The sequence below is a fragment of the Algoriphagus namhaensis genome (genome assembly GCF_042649705.1).
Taxonomy (GTDB): domain Bacteria; phylum Bacteroidota; class Bacteroidia; order Cytophagales; family Cyclobacteriaceae; genus Algoriphagus; species Algoriphagus namhaensis.
The window spans coordinates 258,894-284,777 of sequence record NZ_JBHRZS010000006.1; the positions used below are offsets into that span (position 1 = coordinate 258,894).

Sequence of the window (25,884 nt, forward strand, 5' to 3'; positions counted from 1 at the left end):
AAGAAATAAATACCATGAACAAAGTAGCATTAGTAACCGGTGGAAGTCGAGGAATAGGTTTGGGGATAGCTAAAGCACTTGCAAAAGAGGGCTTTGATCTTGCGATCAACGGGGTACGCGAAGAACCTCAAGTTGCTCAAACTTTGACGGAGCTTCGAGCTCTGGGCGTTCGGGTGGTTTATCTTCAAGGAAATATTGGGACCAAAGATGGTCGAAAGCAAATCATCGACGGGTTGCGAGAAAAGTACGGACATATCGACGTTTTGGTCAACAATGCAGGTGTAGCACCCAGAACCCGATGCGATGTATTTGAGATTTCTGAAGAGGACTATGATGCACTGATGGAGATCAACCAAAAGGGCACTTTTTTCCTCACTCAAGAAATCGCCAAATGGATGGCTGACTTGAAAAAGGCAGATTCAGATCGACAAATGAGCATTGTAAATATCACGTCCGTTTCCGCAGAAATTGCTTCCGTACTCCGTGGCTCCTACTGCATGTCAAAGGCTGCCACATCCATAATGTCTACCGTTTTTGCCATAAAAATGGCTGAATTTGGCATTCCTGTATATGAAATCCGACCAGGTGTGACCGAGACCGATATGATCGAGGCAGTGCGCGAAACCTATCATCAAGGCGTAAAATCAGGTATGACTCTAGAGCCTCGCATGGGACAACCAGAGGATATTGGCAAAGTCGCAGCAGCATTGATCCGAGGAGACTTGCCCTACTCGACCGGTCAAATCATTTCAGTGGACGGCGGAATGAATATCAAACGGATGTAGAAAGCTGTTTCTTTTTCCATTCACGAGGAGCTATACCTGTGAGAGTTTTAAAACTTCGATTGAAATAAGACAAATTCTCATAACCCACCCGGTATGCGATTTCTGAGATACTTAGATCCGTCTCCGAAAGCAACTTTTGAGCTTCCGCAATGCGTAGCTGTTGCAAATACTGAGTAAAAGTTTTTCGCGTCCGGAGTTTGAAGAATCGACAGAATGCCTCCTTACTCATATTGGCCTGATCGGCTGTTTGTTCCAAAGTAATCGGCTCAAATCTGTTCCGTAGCATAAACTCCATCACTCGATTCATCCGAGCTCCATCCCGTTCATTGAGACGTGGCTGACTTTCATTTAGCGGTAATAATTCGCATTCCTCTCTTTCCAAAATAGTGAGCAGGCGAATCCCCTGTAGAAACCGATCCAAATCACGAAAAGCACCAAAATTTTCTAAAATCTCCTGAATCGTCTCTAGGCCTTCGCCGATTACCCGAAAGCAAGTCCCCGACATCTCCGCAAATCGCTGTAAAGAAGCTAAATCTTCCACATCGGAAATAGCTTTTCCCAAAGCCTGAAAATCGAAAAAGACAGTATTCCCCGAGGAGCATAATCTACTCCCTTTGTCAAAAAATTCAGGATCACTTCGAAAAACATGTGCAGCGTTGGCTCCTAGAAAAAAGACATCTCCTGCCTGAAACCTACCCAGATATTCTCCACTAAAAAACTGCCCTTTTCCCTCAAGGATAAGTGTGAGTTGTAACTGTGGATGCTGATGGAGCTTGTCATAAAAGTGAGCCGCCCTATCCTCTTGGAAGCGGATAAACTCTTTGTTGGATTTAGGAATCTGAAAGGAAATAACCTTCGCCATAGCTCAAAAATGATATAAAATTAATTCATTATCAATCATTATAATTTTTTATAATCAATATAGTACCAAAAAGGATTAATACAGTGGAAGCGAGACCGAGGACGGCACTATACTTTTGAAATAAAAAAGAAAAACTATGAACTGGTACGGTGTATTTCCTGCGGTAACAACCAAATTTCATGCAGACGGAAGTCTTGACATGGAGCTATTTTTCAAAAATCTAGATTTCCAACTCGAGTCGGGTGTCCACGGAATTATCCTTGGGGGTACCTTAGGTGAAAGCTCAGCTCTCTCTACAGAAGAAAAAATTACTCTTACTCGTGAGACTGTAAATCATATCGGAGGTCGCGTGCCTGTGATTTTAAACATTGCCGAAGGTGCTACAATAGACGCTGTATTTTGGGCGAAAAAAGCCGAGGAACTTGGAGCTTCAGGGCTTATGATCCTTCCTCCGATGCGCTATGCTGCGGACGCACGTGAAGTGGTCACCTATTTTAAAACAGTAGCCAACTCCACTAAACTTCCCATGATGATCTACAACAATCCAGTAGATTATAAGACCTTGGTGACCATTGATATGTTTGCAGAGCTGGCGGAATGTGAAAATATACAGGCCATCAAAGAATCTACCCGCGACATCTCCAATGTAACCCGAATGATCAATCGATTTGGAGATCGATTCAAGCTACTTTGCGGTGTCGATACACTTGCTTTGGAAGAATTACTTATGGGCGCTCAAGGCTGGGTAGCCGGTTTGGTTTGTGCTTTTCCGAAGGAGACAGTCACTATTTTCAATTTGGTACAAGAAGGAAAAATCAAACAAGCCACAGAAATCTATCGCTGGTTTTTACCCCTATTGGAATTGGATATTCACCCCAAATTGGTGCAATACATCAAACTCGCTGAGACGCATTGTGGCATAGGCAGCGAGCACGTGAGAGCCCCTCGACTGACTTTGATCGGAGAAGAGCGAGAAAGAATTGAGCGAATCATCATCAAAGGAATAGCGAAAAGGCCTAAATTGTAGGTTGTCGGATGACTGATGTCAGATGACCAATGTTGGATAATCGCCCCGACTTGGCGACAACTACTCAACTATTGTCCAATCTTTAATTTTATAATCTTTGAATCTATCCTATGAACTTAGACCAAATTTTCAACGCTGCACAACAAGCATTTTTAAGCTATAAAAATCTATCTCCTAGAAAAAAGGCTGATTTCCTGGACAAAACCGCAGAAATCCTTGAAGAAAACCGCGGGGCTATTGTAATGATGGCTTGTAGAGAGTCAAATCTTCCCGAAGGTAGAATTAATGGAGAATTGGGTCGGACAACAGGTCAGATAAAGCTTTTTGCCAATTTGGTCAGAGAAGGCAGCTGGGTAGAGGCCACCATAGATCCTGCTATGCCGGACAGAACGCCCTTACCTAGAGCAGATATTCGTCGAATGCTCCGTCCATTGGGACCTGTGGTTGTTTTTGGTGCAAGTAATTTTCCACTAGCCTTTTCCACAGCTGGTGGAGATACGATTTCGGCATTAGCAGCTGGATGTCCTGTGATTTACAAAGGACACCCTGCACATCCTGATACCTCAAAATTTGTTGGCTCCTGCATTTCACAGGCCTTAGAAAAGTGTGGGCTCCCAGCTGGTATTTTCACCCATGTTGAAGGTGGTGTAAAAATGGGTCAAGACCTAGTAAAGCATCCCCAGACCAAAGCAGTGGGCTTTACAGGGTCCTATTCCGCAGGGAAATCTCTCTTTAATATCGCAAGCGATAGAGATCAACCTATTCCCGTCTATGCAGAAATGGGATCCGTCAATCCCATCTTTACATTTCCTCAGCGATTGAAAAATGAGCTTTTGCCTTTGGCTCAAAACTATGTCAACTCACTCACTTTGGGTGCTGGTCAGTTTTGTACGAACCCGGGATTGATCTTTGTTCCAAAAGCTTTGGCCGAAGGCTTCAAAAACGCAGTAAGTCAAACCATCACTCAAGTGGCACCAGCACCTATGCTTCATGAAGGAATCGCAGAGTCCTACTATAAGGCCCTTAACGAACTTCAGCTTAGATCGGAATTGAATTGGGTTAAAGTTCCAGATGCACAGCACCTGATCAATGCATCACCCTCTCTTGCCGAAATCAGCGTGCAGGATTGGTTAAAGGACGATAAGTTTCAAGAAGAGGTGTTCGGATCTTTTGCCCTGATGGTGATCTATGATCATGCCGATGAACTAACCCATGTGGCAAAGCACTTGCACGGACAATTGACAATTACACTCTGGGGAGATCCATCTGAACTACAGGAACAGGAAGATTTAATTTCGCTTTTGGAAGAAAAATGCGGACGCTTGCTTTTCACTGGAGTGCCCACAGGAGTAGAAGTTGGTTTTGCGATGCAACATGGAGGGCCTTTTCCAGCTACCACTGACTCCAGAAGCACTTCAGTCGGAGCGCATGCGATTAAGCGATTTGCTCGACCTGTAGCATATCAAGACATGCCTGTAAGTTTACTTCTTGATGAATTGAAGGATGAAAATCCTTTAGGAATCATGCGGCTGCTGAATGGTAAATGGACCAGTTAATTCCAGATAATAAAAAACACATATTGTAAGTGAAGTCTGAGCTTTTCCAGTGAAAAAGAGAAAAAATCAAACTTTGAAGATCCAATTCTGAATGATGAATAATGAAGCGAAGGGAAGGCATACCTTTTCCTGTATCGATGCACACACCTGTGGAAATCCTGTACGAGTTGTTTCAGGCGGGGTCCCTTTCCTGAAAGGGAATAATATGTTGGAAAAGCGAGCCTATTTCCTCGAAAATCTAGATTGGATTCGCACAGGATTGATGTTTGAGCCGAGAGGTCACGATATGATGTCTGGTTCTATGCTCTTCCCTCCACATAATCCAGAAAATGACTTCGCCGTGTTGTTTATCGAAACTTCCGGATGTCTGGCCATGTGCGGACACGGTACTATCGGGACGGTGACTATTGCAATCGAGGAAGGTTTGATCTATCCAAAAACTCCAGGAAGGCTTCGCATGGAAACTCCAGCAGGACTGGTTTTGGTAGAATACCAGCAAGAGGGTAAGAAGGTAAAGTCTGTGAAGCTCACGAATGTTAAGAGTTTTCTAGCAAATGAAGGTTTGGAAATTGAAAGTGAACACCTAGGGAAATTGAAGGTGGATGTTGCCTACGGAGGAAATTTTTATTGCATTGTAGACCCTCAGGAGAATTTTTCTGGTATTGAAAATTTCAAAGCGGAGGAGCTAATCGCAATGTCAAGAAGCCTGAGAAAAAGAATGAATGAGCAGTATCAATTTTTGCATCCAGAACATGAACAAATTCGGGGTTTGTCACACATTCTTTGGACCGGAAAAACGCTGGATCACACAAGTACAGCGAGAAATGCTGTTTTCTATGGAGATAAAGCCATCGATCGATCCCCATGTGGCACAGGGACTTCGGCTCGCATGGCTCAGTGGCATGCCAAAGGCTTATTGAAACCTGGAGATGAATTTATCCATGAGAGTTTTATAGGGTCAAAATTTATAGGCAGAATCGAAGAAGTGACCGAGATTGCAGGTAAATCGGCCATTGTGCCAAGCATAGAAGGCTGGGCAAAAGTATACGGATATAATACCATCATCTTAGACGACGACGACCCTTATGTCCATGGATTTCAGGTGATTTGATTCGATTATTAAAACCAGATAGCCCCTTAGTGACTTATTAGCTTACTATATACCACAAAGCCAATGCAGCCCTACGCAGATATTGATGAGTCCGCCTTTCCTATCGTACAAATAAGATTCACAGGAAATAAGAGTACTGATGAAAACTTTCAAGCCTATCTGGATCAGAATAAAGCCTGCTATCGCTTTCAAAAGAAATTGGCTATCGTTTTTGACGCCACTGAAGCCACAATCCCCTCATTTTCCCATCAAAAAATGCAAGCCGAATGGCTTAAGGAAAATAAAGAATTGATGCAGCAATATTGTGTGGTTACTGCCTACGTGATTCCAAATTTGGCTATCCGGGCCATTCTAAAAGCCATATTTGCGCTACAAAAGCAACCTGTTGCCTATAAGATTTTTGAGACTAAGGATGAAGCTATGACCTGGATAGACGGTCTGAATTTAAATTAGAGCAATGAAACCAACCCTAATAATCGGCGGCGGAATCGTCGGTCTTTTTACCGCTTATTTCCTGCAAAAGGAAGGAATTGAGGTCACGATCATTGATCGAACTGACCTGCAAGACAATTGCTCCACCGGCAATGCCGGCATGATCGTTCCAAGCCACATTATCCCACTTGCTGCCCCAGGAATGATCACCAAGGGAATTTCTTGGATGTTTTCTTCCAAAAGCCCCTTCTACATTCATCCACGATTGGATTACAAACTGCTCCAATGGTGTCTTCTTTTCTTTAAGTCTGCCAATGAAAAGCAAGTGAAGAAGTCTATCCCCTTTTTGAAAAACCTGAGCCTACTGAGCAAATCACTTTACCTAGAATTTAAAGCCAAGCATCCGGAGGCAGCTCTTGCCTTGGCAGAAAAGGGACTGATGATGGCCTATCAAACTGAAGCTGTGGAAAAAGAGGAAATTGAATTCGCACATCTCGCTAGAAAGTATGGCCTAAAAGCCGATATACTTACCCCAGATGACATTAAAAAAATAGAGCCTAATCTTGAAGTAAAAGCTAGGGGAGCAGTTCTTTTCCCGGGAGACGCACATTTGGACCCAGGTGCTTTATATGGCTTTTTGAAAAAGTACCTCGAAGAAAAAGGCGTGAAATTCCAGTTTAATACTCAAGTCGAAGGTTTTGAAAGTTCTGGAGGAAAGGTGCATGCCGTCATCACAGACAAGGGTAGGTTTGAGGCGGAAAAAGTGATGCTTTGCGGTGGCTCTTGGTCAGGTGAACTCGCAAAAATGCTTGGATTTACACTACCCATGATGGGCGGAAAAGGTTACTCCTTTATTCAAAAAAATAAGCCTGAAATCAAACAGGCCACGATTTTGACCGAAATGAAGGTAGCTGTGAGTCCATATGGAGAAAATGTCAGATTTGGAGGAACCATGGAAATCGCTGGCACCAATCAGTCCATCAATATCAACCGGGTAAGAGGAATCTTTGAATCCATCAACCGCTACTATCCGGATTTTGAAGCCAAGTTTCCTGAAGAAAACCAAATCTGGAAAGGCTTAAGACCCTGTTCGCCAGACGGACTTCCATACATAGGATTTGCTCCGGGCTACAGCAATGTGCTCGTTGGAAGTGGGCACTCCATGATGGGGATATCCATGGCTCCGGGCACCGGGAAAATTTTGGCAGAACTTCATCAGCAGAAAGACACCACGCTGGAAATTCAAGGTTTTGAAGTGGGGAGGTTTGGTTAAAGTAAATTTCAGTTGCTCATCATGATGAGTGTTTTTTAAACCCTTCTAACATCTTATTAGCCCCAATTCCGCTTATCAAAAAGTGAATCCTTCCTTCATTTGAATTTCGTTATATTCACGCTTGCATAACGCTAAAATTTTCAAATGATTTCAGTAGAAGAAGCCATAGCCCTAGTCACCCAGCATGCTCAGGCCAAAAGCGAGACGGAGTTTGTATCAGTTGATAAATCTCTTGGGAAAACTTTAGCCGCCGATCTCATCGCACCGCTTTCCCTTCCCTCCTTTCGACAGTCATCTATGGACGGCTATGCGCTAAATCTTCACGACTCGAACAGCTACTCGCTCACTGGTGAAGTTAAAGCCGGAGATGCAAGTAATCCCAGTCTTCAACCTGGCGAGGCAGTTCGGATTTTCACAGGGGCAAAGGTTCCCGATTCGTCAAATGCGGTGGTCATTCAAGAGCGAGTGACGAAGGATGGCGACAAAATCATACTGGAAATCCAGTCCAAAATCGGAGATAATATTCGCCAAATCGGAGAGCAAATCGCTGAAGGTATCACTTGCCTGCCCAAAGGCCACCAAATCAATGCCTCCACCATAGGACTCCTGAAAAGCCTAGGAATGGCCGAAGTGAAAGTCAAAAAATCACTCCGAGCTGCAGTGGTGGTGACTGGAAATGAACTCGTGGAAGTGGGCCAAAGCCTAGAAGAAGGTCAGATCTATGAAAGCAATAGCGCGGTAATCGCCTCAGCACTTTCTACCAAGGGCATTCAGGACATAACCCATATTAAAATCAAAGACAATCTGCAAGATACCATTTCCCAACTTGGAGATGCTTTAGAACAAAACGATTTACTCTTGATCTCAGGTGGTATTTCGGTAGGTGATTATGACTTTGTAGGCAAAGCTCTCCAAGAACTCAAGGTGGAGCAAGTTTTCTATAAAGTACTTCAGAAACCCGGAAAGCCTTTGTTTTTCGGAAAAAGAGAAAATACGTACGTTTTTGCCCTACCGGGAAATCCAGCCTCCACGCTTACTTGCTTCTACATCTATGTAAATCTGTTGATCGACTTGATTTCGGAAAATTCAGACCCCGGACTTCTTCGGGTCAAGTTGCCTTTGGCTGCGGACTACCCCAACCCTGTTGGAAGGGCACTTTTTCTAAAAGCCAAAGTAAAAGACAGCAAAGTGGAAATCCTGGATCATCAGGCGAGCAGCACCATGATCAGTTTTGCGGAAGCCAATGCCCTGGCCTATATCCCCACAGATCAAAAAGAAAATCCTGCCGGGTCCTTAATCGAAACCATTCTTTTACCCTATGGAAGCTAAAGTCAAAGGAAGAATCTGGATCGAACTCGAAGGTGAGAAATACATGGGCAAAGGTCATTTGCAGCTTTTGTATGCCATCCAAGAAACCGGTTCCCTGAATGGAGCAGCAAAAAAAACAGGAATCTCCTACCGAAAAGCATGGAGATTGATTCATCAAATCAATGAAATGGGCCGTGAAGACGTGGTTTTACTGAAAAAAGGCGGAGCAAAAGGTGGCGGTACCAAAGTCACTGCGTATGGCATGCAGCTTTTGGAATTTTATGCGGGTCTGCAAAAAGAATTTTCGGACTCCATGCAGGATTACCTCACCAAACATGCTGAGTTATGGACATAGCTAACGGTCAGCTGATCCTCTTTCTGGTGATTTTGCCAGTGCTTTCCTTTCTCTACGCTAGCGTGGGCCATGGAGGAGCGAGTGGCTATTTGGCACTGATGGCTTTATTTAATTTCCCTAATGAAACCATGAAGCAAACAGCCTTACTGCTCAATCTTTTCGTGGCGGGCGTGTCTTTCTACCACTTTTTCAAGGCAGGTCATTTTCGCAAAGATCTCTTTATCCCTTTCGCTTTGGCTTCAATTCCTGCCGCCTTTTTGGGAGGAATGACTCAATTAGATCCTTTGATTTACAAAAAGATTTTGGGGGTACTTCTGGTTTTTGCGATAGCTAGAATGCTCTGGAAAAAGTCAGAATCTAAGGCTCCATTGCATTCGGTAAATCTCATTCAGGCATTTGTTCTAGGAGGAATTGTGGGGTTTTTCTCCGGCCTAATTGGCATAGGAGGCGGAATTATTCTAACGCCAATTATTCTCCTTCTTCACTGGGGAAATATGAAAGAAGCGGCTGCCGTATCAGCCTTGTTTATTTGGGTGAATTCGGCTTCTGGACTTGCTGGCCAGTTTACTACAGGCGTGGAGCTTTATCCTTTTGCGGGGCTAATGGTGCTAATCGCGGTGCTGGGAGGCTTGGCGGGGAGCTATTTGGGAAGTAAAAAATGGAATAATCGAGTGCTGGAATATGCGCTCTCTATCGTTTTGATTACCGCATCGGTGAAATTATTACTCTTTTAAATCATGAAAATCAGATTCAACTATCACGGTAAACTCGTTGAGCTATTAGGGACCAAGTCGGAGGAATTGGAACTGTCTCAGGATAGCTCTGCTGAGATTCAGCAGACTCTGATTCAGGCACACCCGGAATTAGCAAAGAGCACTTTTCAGCTGGCGCAAAGCAATCGGATTTTACAAGCAGATGATTTGATCGAGGAAAAAGAAATAGACGTTTTTCCACCATTTTCTGGAGGATGAGTAGATATCAGCGACATATTCAATTAGCCGAAATCGGCGAAAAAGGTCAGGAAAGGCTCGGTAATGCCAAAGTTTTGGTCGTTGGAGCCGGCGGACTGGGATGCCCTGCTTTACAGTATCTCGCTGCTGCTGGGGTGGGGCAAATCGGCATAGTCGACGGAGATCAAGTTTCTCTTCACAATCTTCAGAGACAAGTACTTTTCACCGAATCAGACCTTGGAAAAAACAAGGTTGAGGCGGCGGTGAAAAAACTCAGCCAACTCAATTCCGAAATCCAGCTGGAAAGCTATCCTTTTCATCTCAATCTGGACAATGCAGCCGAGATCTTTTCAGATTACGACTTGATCGTCGACTGTACGGATAATTTTGTCACCCGCTACCTGATCAATGACGTGAGTCTCCGCATGGGTAAAGCCATGATTCATGGTTCGCTTTACAAATTTGAAGGACAAGTGGGGGTTTTTAACTACCAAAACGGTCCATCCTATCGCTGTCTTTTCCCCGATCCCCCCAAGCCCGGGGACGTTCCGAATTGTAATGAAGTGGGCGTTTTAGGCGTTTTGCCGGGACTCATTGGGATCATGCAGGCCGCCGAAGCGATAAAAATCATCTTGGGCATTGGTGAGATACTTAGTGGCAAAATCCTTCACTATCATTTGCTTTCGCATGAGCAGCGCATCTTTGAAGTGAGCAGAAATGAAAATGAGATCTCACGAATCAAGACTTTGCCTTTGGTAGAACTTGTCTCCACGAATGACTGCCAATTTTCCGGTCAAATCTCTTTGCGCCAGCTCACAAAAACAGAAAAAATGCTCTGGATCGATGTGCGTGACAAAGGAGAAAAGCCATCCATTGAAGGTCCTGAGGTTATTTCCATTCCCCTAAGTGAATTTGCTGAAAGCCTTGCCCTGATCCCGTCAGAGCCCAAAAAACTTATTTTTTGCCAATCTGGAATAAGAAGCCAACGCGCTTTGGCACAACTGAAAGAAAATCAAATACCCAACTGCTTTAGCCTGATCGAAGGGGCTGAAGAAGTGAAAAAATACATTCAAACATGAAAGAACGAAGCATCAAAAACATATTTGTCCAAGGGCCCATCACACCAGAGAAAATCGCCAAATCCATCGCCGCCCACCAATCCAAAACAGGGATCGGTGCGCATGATATTTTTCTAGGGCAGGTCCGGGCAGATGAAGTGGATGGCAAAAAAGTCCAAGCGATCGAGTTTACCGCTCAGGAAGAAATGGCCAATGCCGTTTGCCATGAGATTCGAGAAGCGACTTTCGAGAAATTTGACTTGAGCTGCATGCATATTTACCACAGCCTAGGCCGCGTGGAAGCTGGGGAACTCTGCATTTTTGTCTTTGTGTCCTCCGGTCACAGACAGCAAGTTTTTGAAGCTTTACCTCATCTGGTGAACGAAATCAAAGCCCGTGTGCCGATTTTTGGAAAGGAGATTTTTGAAGATGAAACCCATCAGTGGAAGGAAAACAGATAAGTTATGGTAGATATCACACATAAGAATAATACCCTACGCATCGCAACGGCTCAGGCCATCGTAAAGGTGGGGTCTGTAGCGACGATTCAAGCTATCCAAAACGGTACCGTACCGAAGGGCGACGTCTTCGAAATGAGTCGAGCAGCGGGACTTTTAGCCATAAAAAAGACTCCGGGTATCTTACCCGACTGCCATCCTCTGCCCATAGAATTTGGCGGAATCAAATACGAAATCGAAAAACTGGAAATCAAGATTTTCTGCACGATCAAAACCATTTACAAGACGGGCGTGGAAGTGGAAGCCATGCATGGAGCAAGTGTGGTAGCACTGAATATCTACGATATGCTGAAGCCCATCGATAAGCAGGTGGAGATTTGGAATATTCGGCTTTTGGAGAAAAAAGGAGGCAAATCAGATTATAAGGCCAAAGGAGCAAGTATTTCTGCGGCGGTGATTGTTTGTTCGGATTCCATCTCCCAAGGACAAAAAGAAGATCGGGCGGGAAAGGCGATCATTGCCAACCTAGAATCTCATGGAGTTCAAATTTCGGAGTATAGCATCATTCCTGACGAGGTGGATCAAATTCAAGAAAAGGTCAAAAGCCATGTGAAGAACCAAACCCAATTGATCATTTTCACCGGAGGAACTGGCCTTTCGCCAAGAGATCAAACGCCAGAGGCAATTCTCCCACTTTTGGAAAGACGAATCCCCGGAATGGAGGAAGCGATTCGATCCTACGGACAAAATCGCACTAACTACTCCATGCTTTCCAGATCAGTGGCTGGAACCATAGGTGACTCCCTAATTTTGGCTTTGCCCGGCTCAACCAATGGAGCCAAAGAATCCATGCAGGCCATTTTCCCAGCCGCACTACACATTTTTGACATCTTTAAAGGAGCACGACACTCGTGAGCGAATCACAAAACATATTGACCGACAGCTTTGATAGGAAGCATACCTACCTCAGGATTTCTTTAACGGAACGTTGCAATCTGCGCTGCTCCTATTGCATGCCTCTGGAAGGGGTACCATTGAGTCCAAAGGATCACCTGATGAATGCAGAAGAGGTTTTTGAAATCGCAAAGCTGTTCGTGCAGGAGGGTGTGACCAAAATCCGTTTAACTGGTGGAGAACCTTTGGTTCGAAAGGACTTTCCTGAGATCCTGACCTCGCTCGCTACACTTCCTGTGCAACTCACCATGACCACAAATGGAGTCACGGTGGATCGCCACTTGGAACTGCTGAAGAAATGTGGAATGAAGTCGCTGAACCTCAGTCTGGACACTTTGGATGCAGATAAATTTAAGAAAATCACCTTTCGGGACCAATTCAAAAAAGTCCATGAAAATATGTTTCTGCTTCAGCAAGAGGGTTTTTTGGTGAAGATCAATGTGGTGCTGATGAAGGGAGTGAATGAGGATGAGATTTTGGACTTTATCGAACTCACACGGGACTATCCATTTGTAGTGCGCTTTATTGAGTTTATGCCATTTGATGGAAACAATTGGAATCGGGAAAAGACGGTTTCCTTGCGTGAGATTCTAGATTTACTAGAGAGCACCTACTCTGCTGATCGTATTTTGCGACTGAGGGACGCTCCAAATGACACTGCAAAAAACTACCAAATTCAAGGATACAAAGGCCAATTTGGGATTATCAGTACTGTCACCAATCCCTTTTGTGATAGCTGCAATAGAATCCGACTCACTGCAAATGGCCAACTGAAAAACTGCCTCTTTTCACAAACCGAGAGCGATTTACTAAATCCATATCGAGAAGGAAAAACCATTGTACCCATCATTCAAAAGGCTGTAGGAAAGAAATTTGCGATGCGAGGAGGACTGTCTAGTCCAGAGCAATTCAATGATCCTGAACAGCATCACAATCGAAGTATGATTACGATTGGAGGCTAGACTTGTCGAGTAGATTGCGATATGCCTCAGGCGTATCCATATCTTCCATGGAGGAATGGCACGAATAAAAAATCACGGAATCTGAATGCTTTTTAACCAAAGGCTTTGCACCCTCATCGCTTTCTAATTGACTGAGCTCCGCATAGAAATTTTTAGGAAAAATAGCTGGCGGACCCGACCAACCCTGAGCAGACCGTGAGATGATGATTTTTTCGGGATTTTCAGCATGAGTTTTAATTAGTTCATGCAAATCCTCTAATGCGATCAAGGGCTGATCGACGAGATAGACCAAAATACCTTCCATTTCTGGACTTGCTTCGAGAAGTTTTGTTACTCCGTAAGCCAAGGATTTACCCATACCCTCTTGCCAATCTGGATTGAAAAAGGTCTTGATAGAAAGCTCTTTCAAAATCGGTTCGATTTGATCCACATAGCCTCCGAGCACCACCGAGATGGATAGACCAAGCGCCTCAAGTTTACGGATTTGATATGAAATCAAGGGCTCTCCATGCCAATCCAATAGAGCTTTACTTTGCTCCATTCGACTGGATTCACCAGCTGCAAGGAATAAAATCTCTAGCTTAGGCATGAATTCTACCGGATTTGTCCTTCAGCGGCTGAGGGTCTTGATCACGCAAAACCGAAAGGATTTCGGCCAAGATCGACACCGCGATTTCGTAGGCATTTTCTGCACCTATATTGATGCCAGCAGGGCCATGCATCTTTTCAAAAAAGTCTAAATCCGTCTCCGGAAAATACTCTAGGAATTTACTCAGTAATCTTTCTCTCCTGTGGGCTGGACCGAGCAAACCAAAGTAAGCTGGACGCGCATCCTTAAGGGCCATGAGGTATTGAACATCCTTATTGAAGCTATGTGTCATCAGCATCACAGCGGTATTGGAGTCAATTCCTGAGCTATCCAAGGCTTCGAAAGTGGGTGTTTGAAAACTGGTAGATCCGGGAAAAAACTGTTGCGTTTTTTGCTCATCGGGACTAGCGTAGATATGCACTTCCCAACCTAAATTTGAAGCCATTTGGCAAAGCGCCACCGCGTCATGTTCTGCTCCGAAGATGCATAACTGAAACAGGGGCGGAAATTCTTGGGAAAACCGATTGGCTTCAGTGAGATTTTCTGTAAGCAGGTCGAGCTGAAAAGTGAATTTTTTTGATCCTAAACTTATCTCAGAGCCCATTATTTCGGAAGAATCCTCATTAGCGCTCACCAAGTTAAATGCAGACTCAATGCTGAATTTTTGACGTTTAGAAAGGTAGGATTCAAAGGTTTTCAGCAATTCATCCCCAACCTCAAAAGGCTCAAGTAAAAGATATAATGTGCCTTCACAACCCAGTCGGTAAGTACCGTCATAACTCATGACCCTCGCCTTACCACTTTCAAAGACTCGAAGTGCATATCGGTAGACTTCCTTTTCCACACATCCTCCGCTTACTGCACCCACCCAGTTACCATCATCCGCAAGTAGCATTCGTACTCCAGGCCTTCGATAAGAGGAGCCTTCTAGTGCCACAACTGTGGCCAATACCATTCTTTTTCCTTGATTTTGCCAGGCAACTGCCTGCCGAATGATGGATTTAAATTCGTGTGTCATTTGGCTACTCAGATTTAAAAACCAAAATAAGAATAAATAGCCAGAGCCGATTTACAAAAAAGAAACAATGAGCTTCTGGGATTTTTTATTGCCAATAAATCATCAAAAAAATATCAGGATTCACCTCTTTTTTTATCACAAAATAATGAGCTATTTCGCCTAATTTTGGTTCCATCTTCAGGACTGCCCTGCCTCAAAATCAGGAAGTAAGGAATAAAAACCTAAATCACTGATTATCAATTTACAATGTGTTTTAAACCTTACTTAAATGAAAAAAATTACTTTCCTATTTATCGTAATTATTGGGCTATTTCAAATCAGCTTATTTGCACAGGAAAACCCTAAGCCTGTAAAGGTCAGGTTTCTCGGAGAATTTGGGCTGGAATATGGAGGAGATGAGTTGATTGAAATTTTCTTTACCAATGGTGAAGATCAAAAAATGCTAGTGGGCCAAGGAATCTATTTGGCTGCCGGAGCTCAGATTGAATTTACTAAAATTCAGCCCTTACTGATTCGAACCTCAGTCGGTTTTAAGTACAATACCACAGCAGCTACGAATGCCAATATTCGGCTGACCCGAGTTCCCATTTTGCTGATGCCGTATTATCGTTTCGGAGACGGTTTCAGGGTAGGAGCTGGTATCACTACTCATGAATTGGTTTACTTTAGAGGTGACGACTTTGTTCCTGATATCGATTTTAATAGCTCTCTAGGGTCCAAATTTGAATTCGGCTACAAAGCGGTGGCACTCAGCTACACTTCGGTCAAGTACTCGGCAGGAATTGAAGAGCTCAGCGCCTGGTCGATAGGATTGAATTTTAGCTTTGCATTGCCTCAGAATTGATGGCTCTCCTGTCTTCTTTAAAAAAGTGGCCTGAAGTAATTATTCTGCCACTTTTTTATTTTAGGTATGGCAAAAAGCTATTAGTCAATTTTTTACTAATTTGAAACACACCAAAATCCCTAAACATGAGTGGTACCATAATTTTTAGAGATTACCTTTCAAATTTTGATGCAGCCCCCAATACAGCATCGGACGGAAGACCCTATCCAGAGACTCTGCTGAGCATTTTACTTACCGGATCAAACCCTACACCTAATGGTCCTACGCGTTTAAATATTCGATTTAGAGATCCAGATCGTCTTGCGGCCAATCCAACTATCAGCGGCTCTGATATCATCATGGATTTACCCAAACACGATTTTGAAATGATTCAGGACATGCTCGCTAAGTCGATTTTGTCGGATAACACCCCCATGCAACTAAGCGCTAACTATCGCACCATCGACAGCAAAACCTGGGTTACCTTAAGTTTGCGATAGCTTTCGAATTAAATCGGCTCGGGCGGATTTGCAAAACCTGATTTCAGAAAGCTAAATTTTTTTTTAAGCTCAAAAAACAAAAAAAGGACACCATTTCTAGTGTCCTTCGTAGTAGCGGGAACAGGACTCGAACCTGTGACCTTCGGGTTATGAGCCCGACGAGCTACCAACTGCTCCATCCCGCGATATACTTGTTGTGAGAAGGGATTCCGACGAGCTACCTCCCGATAGCTATCGGGATGCTCCATCCCGCGATATATGTGTAGACTTGCGTCTTTATTTCTTAATTCAAATGCCCTTTCGGCGAATTGTGATACAAAGGTAAAGACAAACTCTCGAAAATCAAGTACCTTTGTTAAAATTTTATTGAAATGACCACCTCAAAACATCAAGCCGGATTCGTAAACATCATTGGAAAACCCAATGTAGGGAAGTCTACGCTGATGAATATCCTTGTGGGTGAGCGACTTTCGATTATTTCTCCTAAGGCACAAACCACCCGTCACCGAATTGTAGGATTGACAAATACTGATGAATATCAGATTGTTTTTTCGGATACTCCTGGTATGCTAAAGCCACAATACGAGCTTCATAAGAATATGATGGGCTTTGTAAACATCTCTCTTGAGGACGCGGATGTAGTGGTTTTCGTTACCGACCTCTATGAAAACGCCAAGGAAATCGAAGAAATTCTTGAAAAAATAAATCAAAGCGGACTTCCGGTACTTTTGGTAATCAATAAAATTGATCTTGCCAAAGAAGGACAACTGGACGAAGTCACCAAATATTGGACAGATCGGCTGAAAGTGGAAACGGTAATCCCAATCTCGGCTACTGAAAACTTCAATACCGAGAGAATTCTTCAAGAGATTCTCGACCGACTTCCTGAGCACCCACCATTTTTTGATAAAGAGGAACTAACTGACCGACCAGAACGGTTCTTTGCCTCCGAGATCATTCGGGAAAAAATCTTCAAAAATTATAAAAAAGAGATCCCTTATAGCTGCGAAGTAAGCATAGAGGATTTTCATGAAGAAAAAAAAATCATCCGAATCCGCGCCACCATCTATGTGGAGCGAAATAGCCAAAAAGGCATTCTCATCGGCCAAAAAGGTAGCGCCTTGAAAAAAGTGGGGACTGAAGCACGTGAAGAGTTAGAAAAATTCTTTGCGAAGAAAGTGTTCTTAGAAACTTTTGTGAAGGTGGAACCTGACTGGAGAAAAAATAAGTCAAAACTGAAAAAATTCGGATACGATCCGACCTAAATATGGCAAACATAGTAGCAATTGTAGGGAGACCTAATGTGGGGAAATCCACCTTGTTTAATAGACTCGTGGAGCAAAGGAAAGCGATTGAGGACAACCTCAGCGGAGTGACTCGTGATCGACATTACGGTCATGCCCAGTGGTCTGGAAAGTTTTTCTCCGTGATCGATACGGGAGGATATGTCACAGGGTCTGAGGACATCTTTGAAGCTGAAATTCGTAAGCAAGTAATCTTGGCCATCGAAGAAGCTGACGTCATTCTCTTTGTAGTAGACTGTCATGACGGACTTACGGATCTGGATAAGGAGTTTGCTCAGCAACTACGCGGCACCAAAAAGCCAATCCTGATCGTCGCCAACAAAGCAGATAACCTCGATCAGACTTTCATGGCGAATGAATTTTATGCCTTGGGGATTAGCGAATTTGAAGTTTTCCCCATTGCTGCTGTTAGTGGTAGTGGTACTGGTGAGCTTTTGGACGAAATGATCAAGCAGTTTGAAGACGAAGGCGTAGAGGATCCGGATAAAGACGTTCCGAAAATTTCCATTCTTGGCCGTCCAAATGTGGGTAAATCATCTTATTTGAATGCTTTACTGGGTAAAGAAAGATCAATAGTAACTGATGAAGCGGGCACGACTCGTGATGCCATCCACACCCGCTATCAATTATTCGGTCAGGATTTTATCATCACGGATACCGCGGGGATTCGCAAGAAAGCCAAAGTCAAAGAAGACATAGAATTCTATTCTGTCATGAGATCTCTACGGACGCTCGAGGAATCTGACGTGGTAATTGTGATGGTGGACGCGACCCGTGGCCTCGAATCTCAGGATATTAACTTGATCAGCCTTGCGATTAAGAATAATAAAGGCATCATGATCATGGTGAATAAGTGGGATTTGATCGAAAAGGATCACAAAACCATGAATAAGATCAAGGAAGATATGATGGATCGATTAGGAGAAAACAAATGGATCCCGATCATATTTACCTCTGTCACTGAAAAACAGCGAATCCTTCAGGCTATAGAACTTGCAGTAAAGGTCTTTGAAAATAAGACCAGGAGAATTCCTACCTCTAAACTGAATGATGTTCTCGGAGCAGAGATTGCCAAATACCCGCCGCCTGCTTGGAAGGGAAAGTACATTAAGATCAAATATGTCACTCAACTCCCAACCAAAAATCCGGTTTTTGCCTTCTTTTGCAACCTTCCGCAATACATCAAATCACCCTACACACGCTTCCTTGAGAATCGTTTGAGGGAAAATTTTGACTTTGAAGGGGTACCGGTAAAAATTGTTTATAAAAGCAAATAAATATTTGTTGGATTTGAATTGAGATTCGAAAATTAATAATACATTTGCGCGTTCATTCTCAAATCCTTAAAAAATGAAAAAAACAATTGCATTATTCGCAATCATTGGTCTTATCGCAACTTCAGCTTGTGGTAACAAAGAAGTTCAAGAAACTGAAACTATGGTAGAAGAGTCTACTGAAGTGGTGGTTGAAGAATCTATGGAAATCATCGAAGAAACTACTGATTCTACAGAAGTTATCATCGAAGAGACAGTAGAGGTGATCGAAGAGGTAAAATAATTCCTCCCAAACTTGAAAATCCAGGAGTTCCGCAGCCGCGGAACTCTTTTTTTTGTACTTTTCGCAATGGATCAGGCCTCACGATTTGAGTCACTAATCGCTCCTCAGATACCCAAAAATGCAATCCCCTACTGTGTGGATCTTTGGCGGGATATTCCATTTTCATTTAAGATCACTGGCAAACGAAAAACCAAACTCGGAGACTTTCGCTTTCACCCTGACCGCAGTATTCAGACCATCACCATCAATAGGACTCTAAATCCCTACCAATTCCTGCTCACGTTTATCCATGAGTATGCACACCTAGCCACCTTCAATAAACATGGGGGGCGAGTTTCTCCTCACGGCAAAGAATGGAAAAGCAAGTTTCAGCAGCTAATGTCCCCTCTTTTACAGGATGACTTTTTCCCTAGAGATTTACTGATTCCCTTGCAGAGACACATGCGGGCACCTAAAGCCAGTTCTTCTAGAGATTTATTCTTGATGAAGGAAATGAGCAAATATGATTTAGAAGACCAACTCGATCAAACCGTTTTTTTATCCGATTTGAGGCCTGGGATAGCTTTTGAACTTTCAGGAAGAATTTTCAAAAAAGGAGAAACCCGAAGAACGCGTGTTCTTTGTGAGGAGGTAAAAACGGGGAAAAAATATCTGATTGCTCAGCTCGCAAAAGTCAAATCTTTGAATTAAGCCCAAGAAATCATTGGAAAAAGGGCAGGGTATCCTTAGGGTTTATTCTCTTTCCTCTCCAATTTCATTATCCTGCTTTGCAAAATCCTTTGGCTGAGGTAAGTCTTGGATTGAATTGATCCCAAAATATTCCATGAATTTATCCGAAGTACCGTACAAAATTGGCCTTCCCAAGCCATCCGATTTCCCTTTGATCTCCACCAACTCCTTATCCAAAAGTTTCTGAACGGAGTAGTCACTATTCACTCCTCTGATCTGTTCGATGTCCCCTTTGGTAACAGGTTGCTTGTAAGCAATAATAGAAAGTGTCTCGAGCTGTGCTGTAGAAAGTCTTTTTTTGGATTGTTGCTTGAGCAAAATCCCAATAGAAGTCTGATAAGCCGGTTTTGTCAAAAACTGAAAACCACCCCCCACTTTTTCTAAGGCAAAAGAAAACTCTTCATTCGAATATTTCTTCTTAAGCTGAGATAATGCCTCCGAAATATCAGTCGCAGGAATCTCCGCCTCAAACATTTCTTCAAGGCACTTCAAAATCTCATCCTCCCCAAGTGGGTTCGGTGAGCAAAAAATCAACGCTTCAATATGGCGATGAAGAAAATCCAAACTTATTTTTTAGCCAGTTTCGCTTCAATCGAATGCATGGTGTGAGGTACGGCTTTGAGTCGTTCCTTACCGATCAGCTTACCAGTATCCACACATACTCCATAGGTGCCGTTTTTAATTCGGACCAAAGCATTCTCTAGATTGATAATGAATTTCTGCTGACGTGCAGCCAATTGATTCATACTTTCTCGCTCTAGTGTGTCTGCTCCATCTTCGAGCAATTTGGATGTAGAAGCAGTATGATCTGTTCCGGTATCATTCTTTTTGCTGATAGTATCCTTGAGCATGGAAAGTTCTTCTTTAGCCACCGCTAATTTTTGGAGAATAATCTCCTCAAACTCCTTCAATTCATCCGGAGAATATGCTGTTTTAATTCTATCGCTCATGTCAGACTATTTAAATTTTACTAATTGAAACTGTAAAGAGATGCTAAAAATACATTTACGGCTGAAATTTCCAAAGGCTGATTTCAGTGACTTTGAAATATATTTTTTTGATTTTTTTGACACCTACCAAATAAAAAAATCTAAATACAGAAATACTTGTGGCTATCCTCCTGCTTGCTTGGTAGTTAGAAAAATAATTGACACTAGAAGACCAAAGCCCAGCCTTAAGCGACTGCTTTATCCTCCTGAATAAGTTTTTTCAATCGGAGGGCAAGAACCTTCTGATCCAAATCGATTTTGTATTTAAGACTCAAATAGTCTTGAACTTCCCGAAGGGATTTTTCTTGGATAAGGTGAATTTCTTTGAGGGCTTGGGTGATAAGATCTTGATGCATGGCTTCAGGGTTTATTGCTCTATTAAATTACTGATTTTTTTGACTTTAAGTTTTAAATGCTTTAAAAAATTAAAGTCTTTCACCCACCACAAGCGTCTTTTTAATCATCTGAACACGGCCTTCTGGATCAAATAATTCTACAAGCAAAACATAATACCCAACCTTGGCCCTTTTTCCCTGCGAATCAGTTCCAGTCCAGATATAAAATCCATTTGTTCCCAAAATCACATTTTCTGCCAAAGACTGAATCAGTCTACCTCCCAAATCATAAATCCGAAAAGAACCAAACCATCCCGTTTGATCCAAGGAATATGAAATGGTGGTAAAAGTTTGTCCATTGCTCCCCTCGGGATCAAATACTTCTGGATCTATCTTGATCAAATCTTCAATCAAATCCGTGGGGAGAATTTGTGAGTTTTCTCGACCTGGTGTAGCAAAATCTTGGTTTCCAGACGCGGATTGCCAGTTTTGATTCTCTTTCGCCGATTGAAGCAGGGAAATCCGCTCCAATGAAACTCCCTTCGGATCTCTCAAAAGTGGATGATGCAAGTCTTCACTATACTCAAAATACTCAACCTCCTTTTGATCTAAATCCAAAAGCGAAACTACTCCCCCTCCAATGGGATAACTGGGCAGCTGTTTCATTTGGAAAAAAATGCCATTTGCAGACCTGGGATATCTCGTCTTCAATTTAGAAGGGTCAGTAGTCAAAGCCACAAAACCCATTGGAGGTAAAATCAGCCCCTGCTCTGAGATCCGTTCCAAATCATCTGGCGCTCCAAATTCATCCCAATTTGCCAAAAACCAATTGCCAATTTCGATATAATCTTCACTGAGATTGGCTAGTTCCACAAATTTCGGGTCACCGGTGATGGGATTAAATAGCACTTCATTGATCCTGACATCGGACGCTATTGCCTGTCTAGGCAAAAATATTTCTAGCGGAAGTTCTCCCTCAAACAAATTTCCCGAGCAGTCCATCACTTCCAGCTTGGTGATTTGATAGATTTGGTTCAACTCAAAGTCATTTTCAAAAAAGTATATGACCTGCGTTCCGTTCACCAGCATACTGTCTGGGGCTTGGTCTCCGTCTATAGCAATACTCGCTAAAGGAAGGTTTTCAGAAATAGCTTCATCAAAGCTGAATTCTAAGGTTTTCGAATCTAAAAATCGAGCATTCAGCAGTTCTGGGCCTTTTTGATCCGGAGTCAAGTCCAGTACGGAATTGGGTAAGCCAGGGCTACCTCTGATCAAACTGATCGAGGGAAGCCAGTTTTCTGATTGATCGCAAACCAGAAAAGGATTGGCCAATTCGAGGCTATAGCCCGAGGCTGCGAGATCACTATCTCCCCAAGAGCCGGATGAATAGCTCACCTCATCAATGACTCCCAAAGAATCAGACAGCACTAATTCAGCCCCAGAATTCAAAAGAGTAGGCCAATTTTCCACAGGAATAATACCCCCATAATCAAGCCATAGACTCTCTTGATTTGCCGGAACTAGCAAAACATACTCCTCGGGACTAACCCATACTTCAGGTAAAAATGCTTGACGAGAGCCCGCAGTCCAGGTAAGCTCATCCAGCCGATAGGGCTTATCTCCTGCATGAAATAGCTCCACATATTCGCCATTCGGCAGATCAAGATCTGCCCGAGGAGCAGGCATGATTTCATTGATCACCAAGCCTTTTTTGGGGATATCTGTCGGGTCAGTGAAGGAAAACTGAACAGTCGTATCTCGGAGGAAATTTCCAGCTAGATCAGGGATTTGTCTGATGCTTAGATCGTAATTCCGCTCTTCTTCCAGAGGTACGGGAAAGGCCAAATTGACGATAGAATCTGCGGAAAGAAGGGCAGAAATAGGTTCAATTCCATCTAATTCATAGCTGATCAAAAACTGTGAAAAAACCGGGTCAACAGCTTCAGTAAACTGAACCTCGACTTCCCTCGCATCAAATCCTCTTACAGATACCACCGCAGGTGACTCAGTGTCTTCCTCAAAAACCCCATATCCAAAATCATCCATCACCCAACGCGCTGCAGTACCTGATCCTTCCCCATACCGAATATCGAGCAGAAGAAATACCTCCCTCCCAAAAAAATCTTCTGGAATGGCGATTTCAAATTGCCGAAAATCTTGATCTTCGTTTGGGAAGGCACCTTCTCCTTCAAGCCTTTCAAAATCAGTGAATTCACCACTTTCACTCCAAGCATAAAAAACGTCCACGCCGCGATCCCCAGAACCATTCCTTAAGGTCTTGGCAAAAAATCGAACCTTCCCTTCTGACATTTCTTGAAGTCGAACCCGTATGGTGAGTTCAGCATCAAAACTGGAAATGGTTTGCACTGCCAATGCTCTACTTCCATTCAACCCTTCGCCATTGGCTTGAAAAACCCGAGCAGCACTTCCCCGTACATCATTTCCTGTCCAGTCTGGCAAAAACTCAGCTGGTCTGGACTGAATGACAAAATTTTCCTCAAAGGTCTGCAAGACGAGACTGGATCCTTGTGCCAGTACTTTCCCTAGAGAAACCCAAAGGATAAATAGAAATAATGATATGATGGCTCTTGATCTCAAATCAAAAAAAATAGAATTGAAAGACCTTTAAAAAGAGAATTAAACTACATAAATATTAGTTAAATAGCTATCAATCAGCCAAGAAAATATCTCATTCAGCTTTCATAGTTATTTTTTGGGCGTACTTTTGTCAGTCCTAAAGATTAAACCTATTCATCGAAATGAAACTTGCTGTAGTTGGAGCCACCGGATTGGTGGGCTCAGAAATTCTTGAAGTTCTTGACGAACACAATTTCCCATTTGACGAACTTTTACTCGTGGCCAGTGAGCGCTCAGTAGGAAAAAAAATCACCTACAAAAACAATGAGTATACCATCATCGGGCTGGATACTGCAGTTTCGCTCAAACCAGATATCGCTATTTTTTCCGCAGGTGGAAGCACTTCCCTGGAATGGGCTCCGAAATTTGCTGAAGTGGGTACGGTAGTGATTGACAACTCTTCAGCCTGGAGAATGGACCCGACCAAGAAGCTCGTGGTGCCTGAAATCAATGCTAAAGAGATCAAACCCGAAGATAAAATCATCGCAAACCCCAACTGTTCCACGATTCAAATGGTACTCGCATTGGAGCCTTTGCGTCAGCGCTACGGCATCAAGCGCATCGTGGTGTCCACGTACCAGTCGGTCACAGGAACAGGCAAGGCAGCTGTGGATCAAATGATGGCCGAGAGGGCCGGTGAAAAAGCCGAAATGGTCTACCCTTACAAAATCGACATGAATGTCCTTCCTCATATCGACGTCTTCCAAGAAAATGGATACACGAAGGAGGAGATGAAAATGATCAATGAAACCAAAAAGATCTTTGGGGATGAAAGCATTCAGGTCACAGCAACTACGGTGAGGATCCCTACAATGGGTGGTCACTCGGAGTCTGTGAATGTGGAGTTCAAAGAGGATTTCGACATAAATGAGGTACGAGAATTATTGTCGGCTGCTCCAGGTGTAATCGTTCAAGACGACCCAGCAAACTTGCTTTATCCAATGCCTATCACCGCGCATAAAAAAGACGAGGTATTCGTGGGTAGGCTTCGCAGAGATCATTCCCAACCGAATACGCTCAACATGTGGGTGGTGGCCGATAACCTGCGAAAAGGCGCGGCTACCAATGCCGTGCAAATCGCTGAATATTTCTTAAAGCATGAACTGGTGTAGTGAATCTAGCCGAATTTCATAGCGAAGCTTTTCAACAATTTGTGCTGGATCATCTTGAGGAGGATCCAGCACTTTTGCTGTTAAAATATCAGGGCAAAACAGCTTTTGACCTAAAAGCCGCTGTGCATCAAATTGCCGCGCGTAAAAAAGCCGATAAGAAGCTCCCTAGCTGGGCTCAAGACCAGCGACTAATCTTCCCTGTTTCCCTTTCAATTGAACAAAGCTCCTCAGAAGAAACCGCCAAGTTCAAGGCCGGAATCCAAGCTGGAGGTACCTTTCTTGATCTTACCGGGGGCTTTGGAGTGGACAGTTTTTTTATTGGGCGAAAATTCCAAAAAGCAATTTACTGCGAGCGAAACGAGGAGCTGGCTCAAGTTGCATCACATAATTTTGAAATTTTGGGGCCTGGAAAATTTCATGTTTTCAGAGGTGATGGAGTTGAATTTTTAGAAAAAAGTCAAGAGCAGTTCGACCTGATCTATGCCGACCCGGCCCGTAGGGGAAAGGGAAATCAGAAACTGTATAAACTGGCCGACTGCGAACCGGATATCACCGCTAACTGGAAATTGATGGAGTCCAAAGCCAGTAAAATTTTACTGAAAGTTTCTCCTATGCTTGACATATCTCAGGCGATCCAGGAGATTCCAGAAATTCAGCGGGCGACTGTTCTTTCCGTAAAAAATGAAGTCAAAGAAATTCTTTTGGAGTGGACGAAAGAAGCTGAGTCCCAGGAATTATCTATTCTAGCAGTAGATCTAGGAGCTAGCGAACAAGCTTTTGGCTTTAGCCCAGAAGAAGAAAGCGAAGCGAAATCTCTTTTTGGCGAAGCCGAAAAATACCTCATCGAACCCAATGCTGCCATCCTAAAGGCCGGTGGATTCAAGATTTTTGGAGAGCGATTTTCATTAAAAAAACTGGATGCAAACAGTCATTTCTATACTACTGAAGAGTTCCCGTTGGACATTCCAGGTCGGGTGTTTGAGATCATTCAGGAAATCTCACCCAAAAAGGCTGAGCTCAAAAAGCAATTCCCCAAAGGGAATGTGAATGTGATCCTGCGAAACTATGCTCAGGGAGCCAATGAGTTTAAAAAGAAATTTGGACTGAAGGACGGAGGTGAGGACTTTCTCATCGGAACAAAAAGTCCGAGTGGGTTCAAAGTTTTTTGGTGTAGGCCTGTCAAGTCATAAAAAAAGTGAA

General features: G+C 43.3%; 29 protein-coding genes and 1 tRNA gene. 22 read left to right on the plus strand and 8 right to left on the minus strand.

The window, feature by feature from the left end; genetic code table 11:
* The first annotated feature begins 14 nt into the window (after positions 1–14).
* Positions 15–785 carry a 3-ketoacyl-ACP reductase gene (locus tag ACFOSV_RS04800; protein ID WP_377903940.1) on the plus strand — a complete coding sequence of 257 codons (771 nt, stop codon included), beginning with the start codon at positions 15–17 and terminating at the stop codon, positions 783–785.
* On the opposite strand, the gene ACFOSV_RS04805 is transcribed toward ACFOSV_RS04800, so the two are convergent.
* Positions 772–1,647, minus strand: coding sequence for an AraC family transcriptional regulator (locus tag ACFOSV_RS04805; RefSeq protein ID WP_377903942.1), 876 nt, complete (start codon positions 1,645–1,647; stop codon positions 772–774). The genes ACFOSV_RS04800 and ACFOSV_RS04805 overlap by 14 nt on opposite strands.
* 136 nt (positions 1,648–1,783) lie before the next feature.
* Between ACFOSV_RS04805 and ACFOSV_RS04810 the strand changes: the two genes are divergently transcribed.
* From ACFOSV_RS04810 to moaA, 13 genes are all read left to right on the plus strand, one after another.
* Positions 1,784–2,674 carry a dihydrodipicolinate synthase family protein gene (locus ACFOSV_RS04810; protein WP_377903944.1) on the plus strand — a complete coding sequence of 297 codons (891 nt, stop codon included), beginning with the start codon at positions 1,784–1,786 and terminating at the stop codon, positions 2,672–2,674.
* Positions 2,675–2,784: 110 nt separating this feature from the next.
* Positions 2,785–4,230: an aldehyde dehydrogenase (NADP(+)) gene (locus ACFOSV_RS04815; RefSeq protein ID WP_377903946.1), complete on the plus strand. Its 1,446-nt coding sequence runs from the start codon at positions 2,785–2,787 to the stop codon at positions 4,228–4,230.
* Between the two features lie 91 nt (positions 4,231–4,321).
* Positions 4,322–5,341, plus strand: a complete 1,020-nt coding sequence (locus tag ACFOSV_RS04820; RefSeq protein ID WP_377903948.1) for a 4-hydroxyproline epimerase — start codon at positions 4,322–4,324, stop codon at positions 5,339–5,341.
* Positions 5,342–5,404: 63 nt separating this feature from the next.
* Positions 5,405–5,794 carry an STAS/SEC14 domain-containing protein gene (locus tag ACFOSV_RS04825; protein WP_377903950.1) on the plus strand — a complete coding sequence of 130 codons (390 nt, stop codon included), beginning with the start codon at positions 5,405–5,407 and terminating at the stop codon, positions 5,792–5,794.
* 4 nt (positions 5,795–5,798) lie between these two features.
* Entirely contained in the window at positions 5,799–7,046 is a 1,248-nt protein-coding gene (locus ACFOSV_RS04830) for an NAD(P)/FAD-dependent oxidoreductase (protein WP_377903952.1), read from the plus strand.
* Positions 7,047–7,190: 144 nt separating this feature from the next.
* The gene (locus ACFOSV_RS04835; protein WP_377903954.1) at positions 7,191–8,375 is read left to right on the plus strand and encodes a molybdopterin molybdotransferase MoeA; all 1,185 of its coding nucleotides are present in this window, start codon (positions 7,191–7,193) and stop codon (positions 8,373–8,375) included.
* Positions 8,365–8,709 carry a winged helix-turn-helix domain-containing protein gene (locus ACFOSV_RS04840; protein WP_377903956.1) on the plus strand — a complete coding sequence of 115 codons (345 nt, stop codon included), beginning with the start codon at positions 8,365–8,367 and terminating at the stop codon, positions 8,707–8,709. Before ACFOSV_RS04835 ends, ACFOSV_RS04840 begins: the two co-directional genes overlap by 11 nt.
* The gene (locus ACFOSV_RS04845) at positions 8,700–9,443 is read left to right on the plus strand and encodes a sulfite exporter TauE/SafE family protein (protein WP_377903958.1); all 744 of its coding nucleotides are present in this window, start codon (positions 8,700–8,702) and stop codon (positions 9,441–9,443) included. Before ACFOSV_RS04840 ends, ACFOSV_RS04845 begins: the two co-directional genes overlap by 10 nt.
* A gap of 3 nt (positions 9,444–9,446) precedes the next feature.
* On the plus strand, positions 9,447–9,680 hold the full coding sequence (locus ACFOSV_RS04850; protein WP_377903960.1) for a MoaD/ThiS family protein: 234 nt from the start codon (positions 9,447–9,449) through the stop codon (positions 9,678–9,680).
* A complete protein-coding gene (gene moeB / locus ACFOSV_RS04855) occupies positions 9,677–10,738 on the plus strand; it encodes a molybdopterin-synthase adenylyltransferase MoeB (protein ID WP_377903962.1) in 1,062 nt (353 codons plus the stop codon). The genes ACFOSV_RS04850 and moeB overlap by 4 nt, the downstream gene beginning before the upstream one ends.
* The gene (locus ACFOSV_RS04860) at positions 10,735–11,178 is read left to right on the plus strand and encodes a molybdenum cofactor biosynthesis protein MoaE (RefSeq protein ID WP_377903964.1); all 444 of its coding nucleotides are present in this window, start codon (positions 10,735–10,737) and stop codon (positions 11,176–11,178) included. The genes moeB and ACFOSV_RS04860 overlap by 4 nt, the downstream gene beginning before the upstream one ends.
* A gap of 3 nt (positions 11,179–11,181) precedes the next feature.
* Complete coding sequence (gene moaCB / locus ACFOSV_RS04865; RefSeq protein ID WP_377903966.1) at positions 11,182–12,090, plus strand: bifunctional molybdenum cofactor biosynthesis protein MoaC/MoaB; 909 nt, start codon at positions 11,182–11,184, stop codon at positions 12,088–12,090.
* Positions 12,087–13,091 carry a GTP 3',8-cyclase MoaA gene (moaA, locus tag ACFOSV_RS04870; RefSeq protein ID WP_377903968.1) on the plus strand — a complete coding sequence of 335 codons (1,005 nt, stop codon included), beginning with the start codon at positions 12,087–12,089 and terminating at the stop codon, positions 13,089–13,091. The genes moaCB and moaA overlap by 4 nt, the downstream gene beginning before the upstream one ends.
* Here the strand turns inward: moaA and ACFOSV_RS04875 are convergent.
* Both ACFOSV_RS04875 and ACFOSV_RS04880 read right to left on the minus strand, forming a co-directional pair.
* A complete protein-coding gene (locus ACFOSV_RS04875) occupies positions 13,075–13,680 on the minus strand; it encodes a nucleotidyltransferase family protein (RefSeq protein WP_377903970.1) in 606 nt (201 codons plus the stop codon). The genes moaA and ACFOSV_RS04875 overlap by 17 nt on opposite strands.
* A complete protein-coding gene (locus tag ACFOSV_RS04880) occupies positions 13,673–14,698 on the minus strand; it encodes an XdhC family protein (RefSeq protein WP_377903972.1) in 1,026 nt (341 codons plus the stop codon). The genes ACFOSV_RS04875 and ACFOSV_RS04880 overlap by 8 nt, the downstream gene beginning before the upstream one ends.
* Before the next feature lie 268 nt (positions 14,699–14,966).
* On the opposite strand from ACFOSV_RS04880, the gene ACFOSV_RS04885 reads away from it, so the two are divergent.
* Positions 14,967–15,542 (plus strand): hypothetical protein, encoded by a 576-nt coding sequence (locus ACFOSV_RS04885; RefSeq protein ID WP_377903974.1) that lies wholly within the window; start codon positions 14,967–14,969, stop codon positions 15,540–15,542.
* A gap of 125 nt (positions 15,543–15,667) precedes the next feature.
* Positions 15,668–16,021 (plus strand): hypothetical protein, encoded by a 354-nt coding sequence (locus ACFOSV_RS04890; protein WP_377903976.1) that lies wholly within the window; start codon positions 15,668–15,670, stop codon positions 16,019–16,021.
* A 112-nt stretch (positions 16,022–16,133) separates the two neighbouring features.
* On the opposite strand, the gene ACFOSV_RS04895 is transcribed toward ACFOSV_RS04890, so the two are convergent.
* A tRNA-Met gene (locus ACFOSV_RS04895) sits at positions 16,134–16,206 on the minus strand.
* Positions 16,207–16,392: 186 nt separating this feature from the next.
* On the opposite strand from ACFOSV_RS04895, the gene era reads away from it, so the two are divergent.
* The 4 genes from era to ACFOSV_RS04915 all read left to right on the plus strand — a co-directional run bounded on the left by era (position 16,393) and on the right by ACFOSV_RS04915 (position 19,572).
* Positions 16,393–17,286 (plus strand): GTPase Era, encoded by an 894-nt coding sequence (gene era / locus ACFOSV_RS04900; protein ID WP_377903978.1) that lies wholly within the window; start codon positions 16,393–16,395, stop codon positions 17,284–17,286.
* A gap of 2 nt (positions 17,287–17,288) precedes the next feature.
* Positions 17,289–18,602: a ribosome biogenesis GTPase Der gene (gene der / locus ACFOSV_RS04905; RefSeq protein ID WP_377903980.1), complete on the plus strand. Its 1,314-nt coding sequence runs from the start codon at positions 17,289–17,291 to the stop codon at positions 18,600–18,602.
* A gap of 73 nt (positions 18,603–18,675) precedes the next feature.
* A complete protein-coding gene (locus ACFOSV_RS04910) occupies positions 18,676–18,882 on the plus strand; it encodes a hypothetical protein (protein ID WP_377903982.1) in 207 nt (68 codons plus the stop codon).
* A 12-nt stretch (positions 18,883–18,894) separates the two neighbouring features.
* A complete protein-coding gene (locus tag ACFOSV_RS04915; protein ID WP_377903984.1) occupies positions 18,895–19,572 on the plus strand; it encodes a SprT-like domain-containing protein in 678 nt (225 codons plus the stop codon).
* A 42-nt stretch (positions 19,573–19,614) separates the two neighbouring features.
* Here the strand turns inward: ACFOSV_RS04915 and scpB are convergent, their stop codons facing one another.
* The 4 genes from scpB to ACFOSV_RS04935 all read right to left on the minus strand — a co-directional run bounded on the left by scpB (position 19,615) and on the right by ACFOSV_RS04935 (position 23,533).
* A complete protein-coding gene (gene scpB, locus ACFOSV_RS04920) occupies positions 19,615–20,175 on the minus strand; it encodes an SMC-Scp complex subunit ScpB (RefSeq protein ID WP_377903986.1) in 561 nt (186 codons plus the stop codon).
* 2 nt (positions 20,176–20,177) lie between these two features.
* The gene (locus ACFOSV_RS04925) at positions 20,178–20,561 is read right to left on the minus strand and encodes a TraR/DksA family transcriptional regulator (RefSeq protein WP_377903988.1); all 384 of its coding nucleotides are present in this window, start codon (positions 20,559–20,561) and stop codon (positions 20,178–20,180) included.
* Between the two features lie 224 nt (positions 20,562–20,785).
* Complete coding sequence (locus ACFOSV_RS04930) at positions 20,786–20,956, minus strand: hypothetical protein (protein WP_377903990.1); 171 nt, start codon at positions 20,954–20,956, stop codon at positions 20,786–20,788.
* A gap of 69 nt (positions 20,957–21,025) precedes the next feature.
* Positions 21,026–23,533: a hypothetical protein gene (locus ACFOSV_RS04935; RefSeq protein ID WP_377903992.1), complete on the minus strand. Its 2,508-nt coding sequence runs from the start codon at positions 23,531–23,533 to the stop codon at positions 21,026–21,028.
* A 161-nt stretch (positions 23,534–23,694) separates the two neighbouring features.
* On the opposite strand from ACFOSV_RS04935, the gene ACFOSV_RS04940 reads away from it, so the two are divergent.
* Positions 23,695–24,684 (plus strand): aspartate-semialdehyde dehydrogenase, encoded by a 990-nt coding sequence (locus ACFOSV_RS04940; protein ID WP_377903994.1) that lies wholly within the window; start codon positions 23,695–23,697, stop codon positions 24,682–24,684.
* On the plus strand, positions 24,684–25,874 hold the full coding sequence (locus ACFOSV_RS04945) for a class I SAM-dependent methyltransferase (protein ID WP_377903996.1): 1,191 nt from the start codon (positions 24,684–24,686) through the stop codon (positions 25,872–25,874). Before ACFOSV_RS04940 ends, ACFOSV_RS04945 begins: the two co-directional genes overlap by 1 nt.
* Positions 25,875–25,884 lie beyond the last annotated feature (10 nt).

Bases quoted from the DNA above. Each gene is read 5' to 3' on its own strand.
- ACFOSV_RS04800 (WP_377903940.1), top strand. From the start codon at position 15: ATGAACAAAGTAGCATTAGTAACCGGTGGAAGTCGAGGAATAGGTTTG.
- ACFOSV_RS04805 (WP_377903942.1), bottom strand. From the start codon at position 1,647: ATGGCGAAGGTTATTTCCTTTCAGATTCCTAAATCCAACAAAGAGTTT.
- ACFOSV_RS04810 (WP_377903944.1), top strand. From the start codon at position 1,784: ATGAACTGGTACGGTGTATTTCCTGCGGTAACAACCAAATTTCATGCA.
- ACFOSV_RS04815 (WP_377903946.1), top strand. From the start codon at position 2,785: ATGAACTTAGACCAAATTTTCAACGCTGCACAACAAGCATTTTTAAGC.
- ACFOSV_RS04820 (WP_377903948.1), top strand. From the start codon at position 4,322: ATGATGAATAATGAAGCGAAGGGAAGGCATACCTTTTCCTGTATCGAT.
- ACFOSV_RS04825 (WP_377903950.1), top strand. From the start codon at position 5,405: ATGCAGCCCTACGCAGATATTGATGAGTCCGCCTTTCCTATCGTACAA.
- ACFOSV_RS04830 (WP_377903952.1), top strand. From the start codon at position 5,799: ATGAAACCAACCCTAATAATCGGCGGCGGAATCGTCGGTCTTTTTACC.
- ACFOSV_RS04835 (WP_377903954.1), top strand. From the start codon at position 7,191: ATGATTTCAGTAGAAGAAGCCATAGCCCTAGTCACCCAGCATGCTCAG.
- ACFOSV_RS04840 (WP_377903956.1), top strand. From the start codon at position 8,365: ATGGAAGCTAAAGTCAAAGGAAGAATCTGGATCGAACTCGAAGGTGAG.
- ACFOSV_RS04845 (WP_377903958.1), top strand. From the start codon at position 8,700: ATGGACATAGCTAACGGTCAGCTGATCCTCTTTCTGGTGATTTTGCCA.
- ACFOSV_RS04850 (WP_377903960.1), top strand. From the start codon at position 9,447: ATGAAAATCAGATTCAACTATCACGGTAAACTCGTTGAGCTATTAGGG.
- moeB (WP_377903962.1), top strand. From the start codon at position 9,677: ATGAGTAGATATCAGCGACATATTCAATTAGCCGAAATCGGCGAAAAA.
- ACFOSV_RS04860 (WP_377903964.1), top strand. From the start codon at position 10,735: ATGAAAGAACGAAGCATCAAAAACATATTTGTCCAAGGGCCCATCACA.
- moaCB (WP_377903966.1), top strand. From the start codon at position 11,182: ATGGTAGATATCACACATAAGAATAATACCCTACGCATCGCAACGGCT.
- ACFOSV_RS04875 (WP_377903970.1), bottom strand. From the start codon at position 13,680: ATGCCTAAGCTAGAGATTTTATTCCTTGCAGCTGGTGAATCCAGTCGA.
- ACFOSV_RS04880 (WP_377903972.1), bottom strand. From the start codon at position 14,698: ATGACACACGAATTTAAATCCATCATTCGGCAGGCAGTTGCCTGGCAA.
- ACFOSV_RS04885 (WP_377903974.1), top strand. From the start codon at position 14,967: ATGAAAAAAATTACTTTCCTATTTATCGTAATTATTGGGCTATTTCAA.
- ACFOSV_RS04890 (WP_377903976.1), top strand. From the start codon at position 15,668: ATGAGTGGTACCATAATTTTTAGAGATTACCTTTCAAATTTTGATGCA.
- era (WP_377903978.1), top strand. From the start codon at position 16,393: ATGACCACCTCAAAACATCAAGCCGGATTCGTAAACATCATTGGAAAA.
- der (WP_377903980.1), top strand. From the start codon at position 17,289: ATGGCAAACATAGTAGCAATTGTAGGGAGACCTAATGTGGGGAAATCC.
- ACFOSV_RS04910 (WP_377903982.1), top strand. From the start codon at position 18,676: ATGAAAAAAACAATTGCATTATTCGCAATCATTGGTCTTATCGCAACT.
- ACFOSV_RS04925 (WP_377903988.1), bottom strand. From the start codon at position 20,561: ATGAGCGATAGAATTAAAACAGCATATTCTCCGGATGAATTGAAGGAG.
- ACFOSV_RS04930 (WP_377903990.1), bottom strand. From the start codon at position 20,956: ATGCATCAAGATCTTATCACCCAAGCCCTCAAAGAAATTCACCTTATC.
- ACFOSV_RS04940 (WP_377903994.1), top strand. From the start codon at position 23,695: ATGAAACTTGCTGTAGTTGGAGCCACCGGATTGGTGGGCTCAGAAATT.